The organism is Streptomyces sp. NPDC006393 (genome assembly GCF_040628575.1).
Classification (GTDB): Bacteria; Actinomycetota; Actinomycetes; order Streptomycetales; family Streptomycetaceae; genus Streptomyces.
The window spans coordinates 21,560-36,940 of sequence record NZ_JBEXZD010000042.1; the positions used below are offsets into that span (position 1 = coordinate 21,560).

The 15,381-nt window shown below is 69.6% G+C and carries 12 protein-coding genes; 7 read left to right on the forward strand and 5 right to left on the reverse strand.

The features are described from left to right. Window positions 1–383: 383 nt before the first annotated feature. Window positions 384–2,519 carry a serine/threonine-protein kinase gene (locus ABZ484_RS19220; protein ID WP_358867079.1) on the reverse strand — a complete coding sequence of 712 codons (2,136 nt, stop codon included), beginning with the start codon at window positions 2,517–2,519 and terminating at the stop codon, window positions 384–386. Between the two features lie 348 nt (window positions 2,520–2,867). Between ABZ484_RS19220 and ABZ484_RS19225 the strand changes: the two genes are divergently transcribed. Further along, window positions 2,868–5,396, forward strand: coding sequence for a SpoIIE family protein phosphatase (locus ABZ484_RS19225; RefSeq protein WP_358867080.1), 2,529 nt, complete (start codon window positions 2,868–2,870; stop codon window positions 5,394–5,396). 206 nt (window positions 5,397–5,602) lie between these two features. Here the strand turns inward: ABZ484_RS19225 and ABZ484_RS19230 are convergent, their stop codons facing one another. Then, on the reverse strand, window positions 5,603–6,547 hold the full coding sequence (locus ABZ484_RS19230; protein ID WP_358867081.1) for a C45 family peptidase: 945 nt from the start codon (window positions 6,545–6,547) through the stop codon (window positions 5,603–5,605). A 185-nt stretch (window positions 6,548–6,732) separates the two neighbouring features. Between ABZ484_RS19230 and ABZ484_RS19235 the strand changes: the two genes are divergently transcribed. Then, window positions 6,733–7,140: a DUF3224 domain-containing protein gene (locus ABZ484_RS19235; protein ID WP_358867082.1), complete on the forward strand. Its 408-nt coding sequence runs from the start codon at window positions 6,733–6,735 to the stop codon at window positions 7,138–7,140. A gap of 206 nt (window positions 7,141–7,346) precedes the next feature. Here ABZ484_RS19235 and ABZ484_RS19240 read toward each other — a convergent pair whose 3' ends face one another. Together ABZ484_RS19240 and arsM are read right to left on the reverse strand one after the other, a co-directional pair. Continuing rightward, window positions 7,347–8,180 carry a PIG-L family deacetylase gene (locus ABZ484_RS19240; protein WP_358867083.1) on the reverse strand — a complete coding sequence of 278 codons (834 nt, stop codon included), beginning with the start codon at window positions 8,178–8,180 and terminating at the stop codon, window positions 7,347–7,349. A gap of 295 nt (window positions 8,181–8,475) precedes the next feature. Then, complete coding sequence (gene arsM / locus ABZ484_RS19245) at window positions 8,476–9,369, reverse strand: arsenite methyltransferase (protein ID WP_358867084.1); 894 nt, start codon at window positions 9,367–9,369, stop codon at window positions 8,476–8,478. 105 nt (window positions 9,370–9,474) lie between these two features. Between arsM and ABZ484_RS19250 the strand changes: the two genes are divergently transcribed. After that, the gene (locus tag ABZ484_RS19250) at window positions 9,475–9,849 is read left to right on the forward strand and encodes a metalloregulator ArsR/SmtB family transcription factor (protein WP_358867085.1); all 375 of its coding nucleotides are present in this window, start codon (window positions 9,475–9,477) and stop codon (window positions 9,847–9,849) included. A gap of 297 nt (window positions 9,850–10,146) precedes the next feature. Here ABZ484_RS19250 and ABZ484_RS19255 read toward each other — a convergent pair whose 3' ends face one another. Continuing rightward, a complete protein-coding gene (locus ABZ484_RS19255) occupies window positions 10,147–10,560 on the reverse strand; it encodes a MerR family transcriptional regulator (protein WP_358867086.1) in 414 nt (137 codons plus the stop codon). A gap of 400 nt (window positions 10,561–10,960) precedes the next feature. Between ABZ484_RS19255 and ABZ484_RS19260 the strand changes: the two genes are divergently transcribed. The 4 genes from ABZ484_RS19260 (at window position 10,961) to ABZ484_RS19275 (ending at window position 15,380) form a co-directional block, all read left to right on the forward strand. Continuing rightward, the gene (locus tag ABZ484_RS19260; RefSeq protein ID WP_358867087.1) at window positions 10,961–12,466 is read left to right on the forward strand and encodes a SulP family inorganic anion transporter; all 1,506 of its coding nucleotides are present in this window, start codon (window positions 10,961–10,963) and stop codon (window positions 12,464–12,466) included. A gap of 206 nt (window positions 12,467–12,672) precedes the next feature. Continuing rightward, window positions 12,673–13,701 carry an aminoglycoside phosphotransferase family protein gene (locus tag ABZ484_RS19265; RefSeq protein ID WP_358867088.1) on the forward strand — a complete coding sequence of 343 codons (1,029 nt, stop codon included), beginning with the start codon at window positions 12,673–12,675 and terminating at the stop codon, window positions 13,699–13,701. A 192-nt stretch (window positions 13,702–13,893) separates the two neighbouring features. Beyond that, window positions 13,894–14,295: a hypothetical protein gene (locus ABZ484_RS19270; RefSeq protein ID WP_358867089.1), complete on the forward strand. Its 402-nt coding sequence runs from the start codon at window positions 13,894–13,896 to the stop codon at window positions 14,293–14,295. Next, entirely contained in the window at window positions 14,292–15,380 is a 1,089-nt protein-coding gene (locus tag ABZ484_RS19275) for an alcohol dehydrogenase catalytic domain-containing protein (protein WP_358867090.1), read from the forward strand. The genes ABZ484_RS19270 and ABZ484_RS19275 overlap by 4 nt, the downstream gene beginning before the upstream one ends. Window position 15,381: the final 1 nt, after the last annotated feature.

Below are 15,381 nucleotides of genomic sequence, written 5' to 3' on the forward strand. Positions count from 1 at the left end.
CACACAGTGGGCGACACCTGCCCCGACCTTGCCTCACACACAGCCCGGCGGGTTCTGGGGGCCCGTGCAGCCCTCGCTCGGCGATTCCGTCGTGGCCTTCGTCGGCGGAGGTGCTGCCACGGCGCTCGTCACGCCCACCGTTCCGGCGAGCAGCGCGGCAACGCAGAACGCACCGACAAGGTGTCGGATGCGCTTCCGGGTGCTTGTCGTCATGATGATCTCCCTTGACTTGTGGCCGATTTCTTCTTGTTTGTCGGTTTAGTGCTACAGCTTGGTCTGCAGCCGGACCACTGTCAACCACTATGTTTTCCCTGGTCAACGGCCTGAAGCTGGTGGGGGAGTGCAGTGGTGTGGGGACGGTGACCTCAAGTGAAAAGGGGAGGCTAGAACTTGATCACCGACACCGAGGCCGAGCCGGCATTGGCCGCATAGGCCCGGCGTCCGTCCGGGGAAACGGCCACCCACACCGGATACCCGCCGACGTGGATGGGTTTGCCCACGGTGCGGTTGGTGGCGGTGTCGATCACCGACACCGAATCAGGGCTGGCATTGGCCGTGTAGGCCCGGCGTCCGTCCTGGGAGACCGCCACCCCGACGGGCTTCTTGCCGACACGGATGGGGCTGCCGACGGTGCGGTTGGTTTCGGTGTCGATCACGGACACCGAATCCGAGCCGGAGTCGGCCGTGTAGGCCAGGCTTCCGTCCGGGGACACCGCCACCCCGACGGGCTTCTTGCCGACGTGGATGGGGCTGCCGACGGTGCGGTTGGTTTCGGTGTCGATCACCGACACCGAATCCGAGCCGGAGTTGGGCGTATAGGCCAGGCTTCCGTCCTGGGAGACCGCCACCCCGTACGGCTTCGTGCCGACATGGATGGGTTTGCCGACGGTACGGTTGGTGGCGGTGTCGATCACCGACACCGAATCCGAGCCGGCATTGGCCACGTAGACCCAGCGTCCGTCCGGGGACACCGCCACCCCGACTGGACTCTTGCCGACACGGATGGGGTTGCCGACAGTGCGGTTGGTTTCGGTGTCGATCACGGACACCGAATCCGAGCCGGAGTCGGCCGTGTAGGCCAGGCTTCCGTCCGGGGACACCGCCACCCCGTACGGCTTGTCGCCGACTTGGATGGGGTTGCCGACGGTGCGGTTGGTTTCGGTGTCGATCACCGACACCGAGGCCGGGCCGAAGTAGTTGGTCGCGTAGGCCCGGCGTCCGTCCGGGGACACCGCCACCCCGCCAGGGGATTTGCCGACCTGGATCGAGGACACGGACGGTTCGGTCGGACCCGAGGAACGGGACTGTGCCAGGTAGACGCCGCCGCCCGCCGCGGCAAGCGCCACCAGCGCCACCCCCGCGATGAGCCTGGTCCGTCGGTTTCCACGCCGCGGCGGGCGGGGGAGCAGCCGGGCCTCGTCCCCCTTGTGCGGCAGTGGTTCCAGGGGCGGGCCGCTCGGCTCCTCGTGCCCTTTGCGCGGCAGCGGTTCGAGGGGCGGGCCGGTCGGCTCCTCCGGCTCGGCCGGCGACAGGATCTCGGTCGGTGGGGCCGATTCCTGGGGACGCGGCGGCTTCGAGGCGGGGGGCGGCTCGGGCGGCGGCACCTCCGGTGAGGGAGCCGGTTGCTGGACAGGGAACGGATGGGGCTGGTCGGCGATGGAGGCGAGCCGCCGGGCGGCCTCCGCACCGTCCATCCTGTCCGCGGGGTCCTTTGCCAGCAGCCCGATGAGGACCGGCGTCAGCTCCGTCGCCTGGCGCGGCAGGCTCGGGGACTCGAACAGCAGGGCGCTCAGCGTGGCGAGGGCGGTGTCCCGGTCGAAGGGACCGGCCCCCTCGAGGGCGTAGTACAGGGTGGCCCCGAGCGAGAACAGGTCGGCGGCAGGGGTGGGCGGCTGACTGTTGGCCCGCTCCGGGGCCATGAAGCGCGGCGTCCCGAGGACCTCCAGGGTGGCGGTCAGGCGGTCCTCCCCGGAGCTCGGCTCCAGCGCGATGCCGTAGTCGGTGAGCATCACCTGGCCGCCACCCTCCGTCGGGCAGGCGGGGCGGGACCCCGGACGGGTCAGCAGGATGTTGGCCGGTTTGACGTCCCGGTGCAGGACGCCGAGCCGGTGTCCCTCAAGCAGGGCGTCGAGGACCGCCAGCCCGATCCGGGCGACGTCGCCGGGCGGCAGCGGCCCCTGCTCGCGCACCACTGCCTCCAGATCCATGGCATCGGGCACGAATTCCATGACGATCCATGGCAGGTCGCCCTCCTCCACGATGTCGTGCACGGTGACGACATGCGGATGGTTGCGCAGCCGGGCGGCGTGCCGGGCCTCGCCGCGGGCCCTCGCGATCCGGCAACGCACCTCGCATTCGGGAACGTCCGGCGGCAGAACGATCTCCTTGAGCGCGACCTCGCACGCCAGTTCCTGGTCGTACGCCAGCCACACACGTCCCATGCCGCCGGTACCGAGCCGACGCAGAAGCCGGTAACGTCCGATGATCACGCGTCCGGCGGCCTCTTGCGCTCCTGACATGGCGCTCCTCTTCCGGGACGGCCGGCAGGGGTTCCTCGGCGAGCGCTGAAGAGTCTCTCTCCACGTATTGCATATCGGTCGAGGAACGGCAAGTCACGCCCACCGCACTTCCCCGACCTGGTGCTGTCCGAGGACTCGTTCGTCGAGGCCAAGGCGGACGCCGCCCTGCTCGGCCGCCCGGAGTGGGCAGGGCACGCATCGCCGTGGCCGTCGCGGCCTGCCGGGCCGGCTACTGAGCACCGTGCTGGTACTTCCCGCGCCGCAGGATCATGCTTGTAGGTAGGGGCCTGGCCGTGGGGTTCACCCGGGAACAGCGGTCGAGGAACGAGCGAGGCGAGATGAGCGCCGATGCAGCACCTTCCCACTCCTCCTGGTGAACGGCCGGGCGAGGCGGACGCCCCGCTCGAGTTGCCCCGCACCGCCACCGTCACGGCCACGGCCACCGTCGACGAACACGGCATCGTGACGGGGTGGGGCGAGGGCGCCCGGCGCCTGCTCGGCTACGAGCCCTCACAGATCATCGGCCGCCCTGCCACCCGCCTGCTCGCCGACGACACCGGCGAGACCGCCCGCCGGGCGGCCGGTCACCAGGCGGCCGGCAAGGACCGGTGGAACGGCACCGTGGTGCTGCGCCACCAGGACGGCCGCCGCCTCGAACAGCACCTGCTCGCTCACCGCCGCACCCCCACCGGCGGTGCGGCCACCGAGTGGCTCCTTCTCTGCGCCGTGACCAGCCCGCCCCCGCACCCCGAAAACCGCCCGCACGGCACACCGGACGCACCTGGCGAGCAGGGGCCGGAGGAGGAACCCGGCGGGCTGAGGGAGCTGAAGGAGTGGGCGTTCGCCCAGTCCCCGTGCATCCTGGCCGTCTTCGGCACGGATCTGCGGCTCATCGCGGCGAGCACCGGCATGGAGCGCGCCCTCTCGCTCACCGAGGCCGAGATGCGCGGGCTGCGCCTGGTGGACATCGCGCCGCACCCCGTGGGCGAGGAGCTCCAGGAGCGGATGCGCCGGGTGCTTCAGGACGGCCGGTCGCAGTGGACCGAGGCCTTCCTCCCCGCCGCCCATGCCGCATGCGCTGACGGCCCAGAACGTGGCCGGCCGGTGTCGCTTACCGCGCTGCGCGACGGAGCGGGCCGGCTGCGGGGCGTGTGCCTGACCGCGTACCAGGGGCACGAGGAGCACGCGGAGAGGGAGCGGATGCTGCTGAACGAGGCCGGCACCCGTATCGGCACCACCTTGGACATCGCCCGTACAGCCCAGGAACTCACCGACGTCGCCGTTCCCCGCCTCGCGGACTTCGCCGCCGTCGACCTGCTCCCTGCGCGCGGTGAGGAGGCGGGCGCCACCGCCTTCGCCGGGCCGATCACCATGCGCCGCGCCGCCGTGCGCTCGGTCCTGGAAGGAAGCCCCGAGTCCCCGGTCGCCGTCGGCGAGTCCAGCACCTACCCGGCGCTGTCCCCGGTGGCCGCATGTCTGGCAAAGGGCCGCGGGGCGCTCTACGAGATGACCGGCCCCACGCTTGACCGGTGGGCCGGCGAGGACCCAGGTGCGGCCCGGATCCGCGAGTGGGGCACACACTCGCTCATGGTGGTGCCGCTGCGCGCCCGAGGCACCACCCTGGGCGCCGCCCTCTTCAGCCGCCACCACAACCCCGCCCCCTTCACCCCCCAGGACCTGCATCTGGCCGAGGAGCTCACCGCCCGGGCCGCCCTGAGCATCCACAACGCCCGGCGCCACACCCGCGAACGCACCACTGCCATGACCCTGCAACGCAGCCTGCTCCCGCGGGCCCTCCCTGAGCAGGCCGCCCTCGAGATCGCCTCCCGCTACCTGCCCGCCGACCCCCTGGCCGGCGTCAGCGGCGACTGGTTCGACGTGATCCCGCTGTCAGGCGCACGCGTCGCCCTCGTCGTCGGCGACGTCGTCGGCCACGGCATCCGCGCCTCGGCCACCATGGGCCGGCTGCGCACCGCGGTATGCACCCTGGCCGACGTCGACCTGCCGCCCGACGAACTGCTCACCCACCTCGACGACCTCGTCATCCGCCTCTCCGCCGACGAAGCCACCCCCGAAGGCGCTCCCGAAGGCGCCGGCGGCATCGGCGTCACGTGCCTCTACGCCGTCTACGACCCCGTCACCCGCCGCTGCACCCTCGCCCGGGCCGGCCACCCCCCGCCCGCCGTCGTCACTCCCGACGCCGCCTACCTCCTCGACGTCCCCGCCGGCCCCCCGCTCGGCCTGGGCGGCCTGCCGTTCGAGGCCACCGAGACCGAACTACCCGAAGGCAGCCTGCTCGCCCTCTACACCGACGGCCTCCTCGAACCTCGAGACCACGACATCGACGAAGCCTTCGACAAGATGTTCGCCGGCCTCGTCCGCCCCGCCCACACCCTCGACACCGTCTGCGACCACGTCCTCACCGCCACCCTCACCCACCGTCCCGACGACGACATCGTCCTGCTCATCGCCCGCACCCGCGCCCTCAGCGCCGACCGCGTCGCCGCCTGGGACCTGCAACCCCACCCCGCTGTCGTCGCCCACGTCCGCCAAAATGCCACCGCCCAGCTCACCACGTGGGGGCTGACCGACGCCGCCTTCATCACCGAACTCATCGTCAGCGAACTCGTCACCAACGCCATCCGCTACGGCAAACCCCCCGTCCAGTTCCGCATGATCCACCACAACTCCACCCTGATCTGCGAAGTCTCCGACACCAGCAGTACCACCCCGCACATGCGCCGCGCCCGCTTCTACGACGAAGGCGGACGCGGCCTCCTCCTCGTCGCCCAACTCGCCGACCGCTGGGGCACCCGCCATACCCCCACCGGCAAGACCATCTGGGCCGAACAAACCGTCACACCTGGCAGTGACTGAAGTTCCCCGCTGCCTGGACAGCCTGATAGGTGACCGCTCCCGGGCGTTGTCCACTGCGCGGGACCACACGGCCCCTGGTCCCGCAGAAGCGCCGCGGCGAGCCACTCGGGGGCTCGACCCGGGTGCGGGCCCCTCGGCATCAACGGCCCACCACACCCACGGCACAACCGCGGCCCCGCTTCCTCGTCCCGTGACGACGACCGCTCTCAGCCGGCTTCGCCGATGGTCACGGCGCGGGATCCGGGAGTGAAGTCGTCGAAGGACTGTTCCCAGGACTCACCAGGCCAGTAATAGGTCACCCGGCCCTCGGAGGGCTGGTAATGGGCGGTGTAAACGGTTCCCAAGCCCTCGTCGTACCCGAACTGATACAGCGGCGGCTTCAGCATCGCCGCAACGTCCGTACCCGCAGCACGAATGGCCCTCAGGCGCTCCTGGGTCCGGGAGAACTGCTCCTGTTCGTCAGGCACCGGCAGGTGCTGGTGGTTGGCAGCGCACGCGTCCGGTGCCGTGGTCAGAGGGATGTCCGGACCCACGAACACCGTCACCGCCTTCTCGGAGTCGATGAGGGTGACGTTCTGCGGGATGGCGATCGGTATGGACTTCAGCTTGCCGACTGCCTCGTCAACGGTGTCACACGTCTCCAACAGGTAGCGCAGCACGATGAGGATGGCGAAGCCGGGGCCATGGAGGAAGCGCCCGCCGAAGGTGAGCGAGACCGCGAGCCCGGCATCATTCATACCGTCCAGCAAGCCCCAGGCCGCATCCTGCATGCCGATCACCGGGCGAAGGAAGTGGGAGGAGACGATCGTGCCCTCGCAGTCGGCGGGGTCGAAGTCGTAGTTGCGCAGCAGGGTGCCGTTGCCGCCGATCTGGGTGCAGCCCGAGAAGAACGGTCGCAAGGCCGCGAGGGTGAGGAAGGTCTCCCCGTCGGGCCGGTCGAGCTGACGAGCGAGCCGGTCGAGCACGGGGACCAGTTCCGGCATGTGTGTCTCGAACAGCTTCCGAGCACGCTGGGCGCCCTCCGGGGTCCGGCTCTCTTCCGTCATCCACCCCTCCGCGAGCGGCCAGAGTGCCTGCGTATGGGCGGCCCATCGTCCGTCGCTGCCGTCGCCGACCTCGATGGCACGGAAGGTCTTCTGCTGCTGGCTCATGGCTGCCGCTCCCATGTGGACGTCGGGTGGGATGGTGGCAACCTAGCCAATTTCGCAGGTGATTCACCAGATCATGCGATCGCTGCGGGAAGTGGTCGAGGACTCCAAGGTTTCCGATGCCGCCTGACGCCGGGGTTGTCCATGGTCCAGCCGCGTTTGTCAGACCGCCCCGGTACGGTCGGTGCATGAGAGCTACGGCAACTTTCACCGTCAAAGCGTTCGTCCCGACTGAGCTGAAGCCCGAGCCTGCCGTGTCCACTGGGCTGCCGGTGGGTGTCGCGACGATGGAGAAGAACTTCGAGGGCGAGGTCGTGGGGCGCTCGGCGACGCTGTTCACCGCCGCGTTCGACCAGCCGACCGGAGTCGGCACCTATGTGGCCATGGAGTCGTTCGAAGGCTCGCTGCAGGGACGGGAGGGGGCTTTCAACTTCGTGCACTCGGCGACAACGTCCGGCAGCGACCGCACAGCGGAGTTCTTCACCATCGTGCCTTCGAGCGGCACCGGCGAGCTGGCCGGGATCTCCGGTGCCGGAGGGATGGCCGTCGATGCTGACGGCACGCATCGCATCTGGTTCGACTACCAGCTCGGCTGAACGGCGGATCCTGCCGGCCTCGGAGTATGACCCGAACATGATCGCTCGTACGAGATCCTGGACGCGCTGCGGCTGGGGCCGGCCGCCGACGTCGCCGAGGTCACCGCTGTCCAGGTCCGCCGGGTGGTCGAGGACCTCATCGACACGGGCCGCTGGAACGTCGGTGACCGAGACCTCCTGATCGTCTTCGACGCCGGGCGGGCGGGTCAGCGCAGTCCGGCGAAGAGATCGTTCTCGGGTACGGCGGCGCCGGTGGCGTCCTGAACACGTACGAAGGTCTCCATGCCCATCAACTCGCCGAACCGCTGCTTGCCCATCTTGAGGAAGAAGATGTTCTCGCCCTGACTGGCGTGCGCGGCCAGCGCGTCGAACTTCTGTCCGCTGAATGCGGTGGTGTCCACCCACGTGGTGATCTCGTCGTCGGGAAGGCCGATCTCGGCCATCGCGGCGGCCTCGGCGGGATCCGGCTCCGGCATGTCCTCATGAAACTCGCGCATGATCTCACCGAACCGCCGCATCATCGAGCGGGGCATCGTCGTCCAGTACACCTTCGGCGTCAGCGCGGTCATCTCCAGCGCCGCCATCGTGATGCGGTGGGCCTGGATGTGGTCGGGGTGGCCGTAGAAACCATTCGCGTCGTAAGTGACGACCACATCGGGTCGGTACTGCCGCATGAGTTCCGCGAGTCGGGCGGCGCCCTCCTCTACGGGGGTCTGCCAGAAGGATTCGGGGGCGTCGTTGCTCGGCCAGCCCGTCATCCCGGAGTCGGCGTAGTCCAGCATCTCCAGATCGCTGACCTTCAGGACGTCACAGCTCGCCTTGAGTTCTTGACGGCGCATCAAGGCGACGGCCGCCGGATCGTGCCCGGGATCGCCCGGCTTGACACCCCCTGGTCCGTCGCCGCAACCGCCGTCGGTACAGGTCACGAGAACCGTGCGGATGCCTTCCGCCGCGTACCGCGCGAGGATCCCTCCGGTACCGGTGGCCTCGTCGTCGGGGTGAGCGTGCACTGCCATGAGCGTCAAGGGCCGGTCAGCCATGAAGTAGTCCTCCTGCTGCAAAACGTCTTGGTTCGAGTGCGCGGCGGGCGTACCGCGATCCCGGGGGTCCGGATCCTGTCGAGGCGGACGACCTCGTGGTCTCCGTACTCCCCGCCCGACCGGCGCCGGTCCCTCGGTCGATGCAACAGTGGCACCGGACCGGCTGTTCCCATCGCGCTGCCCGGCGGCTCGCGTTCGAGCCGAAGCCATGGACAAGGTTTGGGCCTGTCCGTTGTCCACGACAGAAGCGGGGCCGGCGTTCCCCGGCCTGAGGGATCCCGACCCCGCACTTGTCTCAGTTCTGGCAACCGCATCCCGACGCGGCCTTGGCCTCGGACACGGTGACGGCGGGGTCGACGGAGGTCTCGGCGGGTGTACAGCAGGAGTCGACGCCGCAGCAGGCATCCCTCGACTCGGCAGTCGGCGTCGCGCTTTCGGCGGTCACCGGCTTCGTGGCGCGGACGATCGCGGAGTGCATGCCGTCGGCGACCGGGTGAGCAGGGGTGATCTCGACGTCCGTGAACCCGGCGGCTTCGAGTCCGGCGCGGTACTCGGCGAAGGAGAGAGCGCCGGCGATGCAGCCGACGTGGTCGCCACGCTCGGCCCTCTGGTCGGGCGTGAGGGTGTCGTCGGCGACGACGTCGGAGACGCCGATCCGGCCGCCGGGCTTGAGGACGCGGAAGGTCTCGGCGAACACGGCGGGCTTGTCCGTGGACAGGTTGATCACGCAGTTGGAGATCACGACGTCGATCGTGTTCGCGGGCAGCGGGACCGCTTCGATCGTGCCTTTGAGGAACTCCACGTTCGCGGCACCCGCCTTCGCCGCGTTGGCCAGGGCGAGTTGGAGCATCTCGTCGGTCATGTCGAGGCCGTACGCCCTGCCGGTGGGGCCGACGCGGCGGGCGGAGAGCAGGACGTCGATGCCGCCGCCGGAGCCGAGGTCCAGGACGCGTTCGCCTTCGCGGAGTTCGGCGACGGCGGTGGGGTTGCCGCAGCCGAGGGAAGCGGCCACCGCTTCGGCGGGCAGGGTGTCGCGGTCGTCGGCGGCGTAGAGGGTGGAGCCGAAGTTCTCGTCGACCTCGACAGGCTCGGGCCCGCAGCAGGCGGTGCCGCCCTCGGCGACCTTCGCGGCTGCGGCGGTGTACCGCCGGCGGACTGTTTCGCGCAGGTCGGTGGACTGCTCGCTCATGACGCACTCCTGGGGTGACGGGGCGTGGGGGTGCCCGCAACGGCTTGTATTGACGTTCATTGATGCAACCTTGCGCCTTGATTCGAAAAACGTCAACATAGAGGTATGCCGAAACAAGAGCTTGAGGTGATCGGCCAGGACGCCGCCTGCTGCCCGGGGCTGTCCGCCGCGCCGCTGGGCGAGGACCAGGCCGCCGACCTGGCGAAGGTCTTCAAGGCCCTGGGCGACCCCGTGCGGCTGCGGCTGATGTCGATGATCGCATCGCGCGGAGAGGGCGGGGAGGTGTGCGTATGCGAGCTGACCCCGGCCTTCGACCTGTCCCAGCCGACGATCTCGCATCACCTCAAGCTGCTGCGACAGGCCGGGCTCATCGACTGCGAGCGCCGCGGGACCTGGGTGTACTACTGGGCGCTCCCCGGCGTCCTGTACCAGCTCGCCGCGTTCCTGACCACCGCCCGGCCTGCCGGGACCGCGGCGTGACCGCGCCGCTCGGCCGCCGGGTTGCCGCCGAGGCGGTCGGGATCGGGCTGCTGGTGGCATGACAGCGCGACCCGGTCGATCTACGCCCTGCGGCTGAGGGCGGACGCACGTCCCACCCGGCCGAACGCGCCCTGGCACACCGAAGAACGGTGCCAGGGGGTGTCTCGTCATCAGGCCGGATCAGGGTGCGGTGTCAGGCGCCGCGGGGCCGGCGACGCGGAGCGTCGGCAACCGACGACAACGCCGCAGGTGGGCGTGTCAGCCCCCGCGTCTGCGCCATGATCCGCCGGACAGGCCCTAGGTGCGGGCGGCCGGAGCATTCTGCTCCAGGCGGGCGCCCAGGGTGGCGGCGAAGTCCTCGGCGCGGGCCAGTTGGACCCGCAGCTTCTCCACCTGCTCAGCGGCGGCTTGCCGGTACGTGCGGATGCGCTCCAGGAGGCTCTCGCGATCGGCGTCGCTGAGAGTGTCGTCGTCGTCCAGACGGTCCGTGGCGTCCAACAGGTCGCGCATCTGTTCCAGGGTGAAGCCGAGCGGCTTCATCCGGCGGATGACCATGAGGCGGGCGACGTCGGTCTCGGTGTAGAGGCGGAAGCCGCCCTGGGACCGGGCCGAGGGGATGACCAGGCCGGTCTCCTCGTAGTGGCGGATGGTGCGCAGGGACAGCTCGGTCCGCGTGGCGACCTCGCCGATCTGCATGTGCTTGTCGTCCACGCCCGTCTTCCTGGCCTTCCCGTCGTGGCGGCCGCGTCCCGTGACGACCTCATCAACCTCTACTCTAACGTTAGGGTAGGGTTGTTGACCGTGAGGGCGGCCCGATTGCCCCGCTACTGCCGTTCCGGGGCCGATGGCGCCCCCGGCGAAGATCCGATTCTTGCAGGAGAGAGCGTGCGCGAGCCCATGACGCCGATCGCCGCCGCCTGCCCGCCGTGACCCTTCGCCTCTGGATGTGAGGCACCCGGCCGCCAGTGCGTGCCCTCCCGGCCTCGTGTCCCTTTCGACTTCCGGTCCGCTCTGCGGCCGTCCGTGGGTGCCGGCCCGGCCCCTGCGCGTCCTTCCCGCACGCCCCGGCCTGCCGATGGGGTGTGCCCGAGCACGACAGGTACGCATCTCCTTGTCTTCTGCTGCTGTGACTCCCGCCGCGCGGCTGCGCGGCCTGCGCCCCGACTGGCTGAACAACCCGAAGGTCTGGCGCACCGAGGTCCTCGCCGGTCTGGTCGTCGCCCTGGCCCTGATCCCCGAGGCGATCTCCTTCTCGATCATCGCCGGGGTCGACCCGGCCATCGGCCTGTTCGCCTCCTTCACCATGGCCGTCACCATCTCCGTCGTCGGCGGACGCCGCGCGATGATCTCCGCCGCAACCGGCGCGGTCGCGCTCGTCACCGCGCCCATGAACCGTGAACACGGCCTGGGCTACCTGGTCGCGACCGTCATCCTTGCCGGTGTCTTCCAGGTGATCCTCGGCGCGATCGGCGTGGCCAAGCTCATGCGGTTCGTGCCCCGCTCGGTGATGACCGGCTTCGTCAACGCCCTCGCCATCATGATCTTCATGGCGCAGGTGCCGGAGATGCACGACGTGCCCTGGCCGGTCTATCCGCTGATCATCGGCGGGCTCGCGCTGATGGTGTTCTTCCCGAAGGTCACCAGGGTGATCCCGGCGCCTCTGGTGTCCATCGTCATCCTCACCGTGATCACCGTGGCCGCCGGGATCGCCGTGCCCACCGTCGGCGACAAGGGCAAGCTGCCCTCCACGCTGCCGGTGCCCGGTCTGCCGGACGTGCCCTTCACCCTGGACACGCTCACCACCATCGCCCCCTACGCACTCGCCATGGCGCTGGTCGGTCTGATGGAGTCGCTGATGACCGCGAAGCTGGTCGACGACATCACTGACACCCACTCCTCCAAGACCCGCGAGTCCATCGGTCAGGGCATCGCCAACATCGTCACCGGCTTCTTCGGCGGCATGGGCGGCTGCGCCATGATCGGCCAGACCATGATCAACGTGAAGGTGTCCGGCGCCCGTACCCGCCTGTCCACATTCCTCGCCGGCGCGTTCCTGATGGTGCTGTGCATCGTCTTCGGGCCGGTCGTCTCCGACATCCCCATGGCTGCCCTGGTCGCCGTCATGGTCATGGTCTCCTTCGGCACCTTCGACTGGCACTCCATCGCCCCCAGGACACTGAAGCGGATGCCCGTCGGTGAGATCGCCGTCATGGTCATCACCGTGATCGTCGTGGTCGCCACCTCCAACCTCGCCATCGGCGTCGTCGTCGGCACCATCACCGCCATGGTCGTCTTCGCCAAGCGCGTCGCCCACCTCGCGAACGTCACCGCGGTCACCGACCCCGACGGCAGCACGGTCGTCTACTCCGTCACGGGGGAGCTGTTCTTCGCCTCCTCCAACGACCTCGTCGGCCAGTTCGACTACGCGGGGGACCCGAAGAAGGTCGTCATCGACCTCTCGGCCGCCCACATCTGGGACGCCTCCTCCGTCGCGGCCCTGGACGCGATCGAGACCAAGTACGCCCAGCGCGGCAAGACCGTCGAGATCACCGGCCTGAACAACCCCAGCGCCGACCTTCATGGCAAGCTCACCGGCGAACTCGCGGGCAGCCACTGAACCCGGCGCCGCAACACCACAGGACCCCGGCCCGACCGGCCGGGGTCCTCTGGTCTTTTCCTTGCGCCTAGGAGCAACCGCCGGCGTACTTCGACCTTCCGGCCGAGCACTGGATCCACCTGCGGACCACGAACCCCATCGGCGGGTCGTGAACGCGCCGCACCTCGTCGTCTTGGAAGCCTTGGTGCACATGGGAGTATGAGGCCATGTGGCCACAGCTGCCGTTCGGAGAGAGGCTGCGGGCCGAACTCGGTTGGCCTCGCCGGGTGCACAGGCTGGGCAGCAGTCCCCGATCACGGGTGTGGCGGGCTGAGCTGTCCGGCACACCGGTGGTGGTCAAGCAGCTCGTCGAGGGTCCGGAGGCCGCAGAGAGATACGCCCGCGAGGTGGCTGCGTTGCGGCTCGCGTGCCGAGTCGATCCGCCGGTCGTGCCAGGGCTCCTTGGCGCTGACCCCGCCGAACGGGTACTGGTGCTGGAGTACTTGGACCATCAAGCGCCCGCTGACGACTGGGTGGTCGGCTATGCCGAGGCGCTGGCCCGACTCCACGCGGCCACTACTGCTGACGACATCGGCCTTCTCCCAGCATGGTCCGGTCCCACCGGAGACGACATCGCATCCTTCCTCTGGCTCGCTCAGACGTTCGGCTGCACGGTGTCATCCGCGGTGCGGACCGAGCTGGACGACCTCGTGAACCGACTTGCCCACGCATCTGGGCATGCCCTGCTGCACGGCGATCCCTGCCCCGGTAACGACATGCACACCAGCAGCGGGGTCAGGTTCATCGACTTCGAACAGGCCGCGCTCGGCCATGGGCTCGTGGAACTCGCCTACCTTCGCATCGGCTTTCCGACCTGCTGGTGCGTCACAGCCCCGGCTCAGCCACTGCTGGACGCGGCGGAGACCGCCTACCGCACGGCCTGGCGACATGCGACAGGTGCCGATCTCCAGGGCGGTCTCACCGACGCGTGCGCGAGCTGGCTACTTCGAGGAGATGCGCTGGTTGAACGGGCACACCGGGGGACCGCCGACCACCTGTCCAAGATCCCCGAAGAGGACTGGCGGTGGGGCACCGCAACGGCCCGGCAGCGACTCGCCCACCGTCTCGGGATCATCAGCCGGACGACCATGAGCGGCCGCGAGCTCGAGAATCTGGGGCAGCTCACCACGGCCATGCGCAACGCCATGCTCACTCGTTGGCCCGCGCTTGAGCCACTGCCCGCGCAGCGGCCCTGACGGACCCCTGCCACCCGGCTGAAGCCGCGAACTCGCGGTCCACAGGTCTTGACGGTTCCTCGTCATCTCCCCACGTGGATCCTCCGCTGAGGCTGAAAGCGATGGCTGCGCTGCCCTCGGACGGGTGCATGCGGCCTGGATCGTGGGTACTGGGGTGAGAGCAACCCTCCGGGACAGCGGGAAGACGGAGTGATGACGACCGGCAGTGGCGTGCCGGTGACGGAGCCGCCGCAGTTCAGGGCGGCCTTCAAGCACCGCAAGGCACAGATCGACGGCTTTCACTTGCGCTACGTCGTGGGCCGGCATGGCGATCCCGTGGTGCTCATCCACGGCTTTCGGCCTACGCGGTACATGCGGCGCAAGATCATGCTGTCCCTGGCTCAGGGGCACACCGTGGTGGCGCCGGACATGGGCGCCCCGGTCGGGTACTGCTGTGCGGGGTTCACCGGCCAGGTGAACATGCTCGCAGATCATCAAGCGATGACCGGGGCGGACAAGTATGTCTCCATACGCGCCTTCGCCGGTGTCGGCGGCCTACGTGGTGCTTACGCCCACTTCGCCAGGGCCGGTATGCGTCGGGATGACGGCCGGTGAGCGGCGTACCCGCCGTCACCGGCGCCGACGAGCATGAAGGCCTGCCCACAACGATGCGCGCCATGGTGCTCGACGAATTCGGCGGTGAGTTCCGGCTCGAGCATCGACCGGTTCCCCGGCCCGGTCACGGCGAAGTGCTGGTCAGGTGCCTGGCCGTGGGTGTCGGGATCACCAACGAACTGGCGCGGAACGGTGTACTCGGCGGCTCGGTCCCGCGCGTCCACGGCCACGAGCTGGCCGGCGAGATCGTGTCGCTGGGGAGTGGCGTCCACGGCTGGTCCCTCGGTGAACATGTCACCACGTCCTTCTACCTGCTGTGCCACCGCTGCGAGTGGTGCGCGTCCGGGCGCGAGACGCTGTGCGAGAACTTCGGCGGGTTCATCGGGGTCGCGGTCGACGGGGCGTTCGCCGACTACGTGGTGCTGCCGGGCTCCAACCTCGTCCGTATCCCCGGGGGCGTCAGCCTCCGCGACGCGGGCATCGTCGGTGACGCGGTCGCGACTCCGTACCACGTGGTGACCGAGCGTCTGCGGATGCGGGCCGGGCAACGTATCGCGGTGCTCGGCGCGGGCGGCGGGCTCGGTGTCCACATGCTGCAGATGATCCGCGCGTTCGGCGGTGTCGCGATCGCGGTGGAAACGTCGCAGCAGAAGGCCGACGAGATCGAGCGGCGCGGTATCGCCGACGCCGTCTTCGTCCCCCATGGCCAGGCGTGGGCCGGCCAGGTGCGCGATGTCGCGGACGGGGCCGTCGCCGGAGTCGTCGACACCGTGGCGACCAGCGCGACCCTGGACGAGGGCTATCGCGCGCTCGGCCGCGCCGGCACCCTCGTCGCACTCGGCCACGTACCGGGGTCCGAACTGCCCATCGATCCCGAGCGTCTGCTCCTGGAGGAGCTGGTGGTCACGGGAACCCGCTACGCCACCCGCGCGGAGATCGCCCGGACGATGGAGCTCGTCCGGCTGGGCAGGGTCGAGCCGATCGTGGGTGCCAGGTTCCCGTTCGAGCGGCTGGAGGACGCGTTGCGCCGCGCACGCGATGCCGAGGTCTTCGGCCGCATCATGCTCGACGTCGCCGTCGGATGAG

Bases quoted from the DNA above. Each gene is read 5' to 3' on its own strand.
- ABZ484_RS19250 (WP_358867085.1), top strand. From the start codon at position 9,475: ATGCCGAAACAAGAGCTTGAGGTGATCGGCCAGGACGCCGCCTGCTGC.
- ABZ484_RS19230 (WP_358867081.1), bottom strand. From the start codon at position 6,547: ATGAGCCAGCAGCAGAAGACCTTCCGTGCCATCGAGGTCGGCGACGGC.
- ABZ484_RS19240 (WP_358867083.1), bottom strand. From the start codon at position 8,180: ATGGCTGACCGGCCCTTGACGCTCATGGCAGTGCACGCTCACCCCGAC.
- ABZ484_RS19270 (WP_358867089.1), top strand. From the start codon at position 13,894: ATGACGACCGGCAGTGGCGTGCCGGTGACGGAGCCGCCGCAGTTCAGG.
- arsM (WP_358867084.1), bottom strand. From the start codon at position 9,369: ATGAGCGAGCAGTCCACCGACCTGCGCGAAACAGTCCGCCGGCGGTAC.
- ABZ484_RS19235 (WP_358867082.1), top strand. From the start codon at position 6,733: ATGAGAGCTACGGCAACTTTCACCGTCAAAGCGTTCGTCCCGACTGAG.
- ABZ484_RS19220 (WP_358867079.1), bottom strand. From the start codon at position 2,519: ATGTCAGGAGCGCAAGAGGCCGCCGGACGCGTGATCATCGGACGTTAC.
- ABZ484_RS19225 (WP_358867080.1), top strand. From the start codon at position 2,868: ATGCAGCACCTTCCCACTCCTCCTGGTGAACGGCCGGGCGAGGCGGAC.
- ABZ484_RS19265 (WP_358867088.1), top strand. From the start codon at position 12,673: ATGTGGCCACAGCTGCCGTTCGGAGAGAGGCTGCGGGCCGAACTCGGT.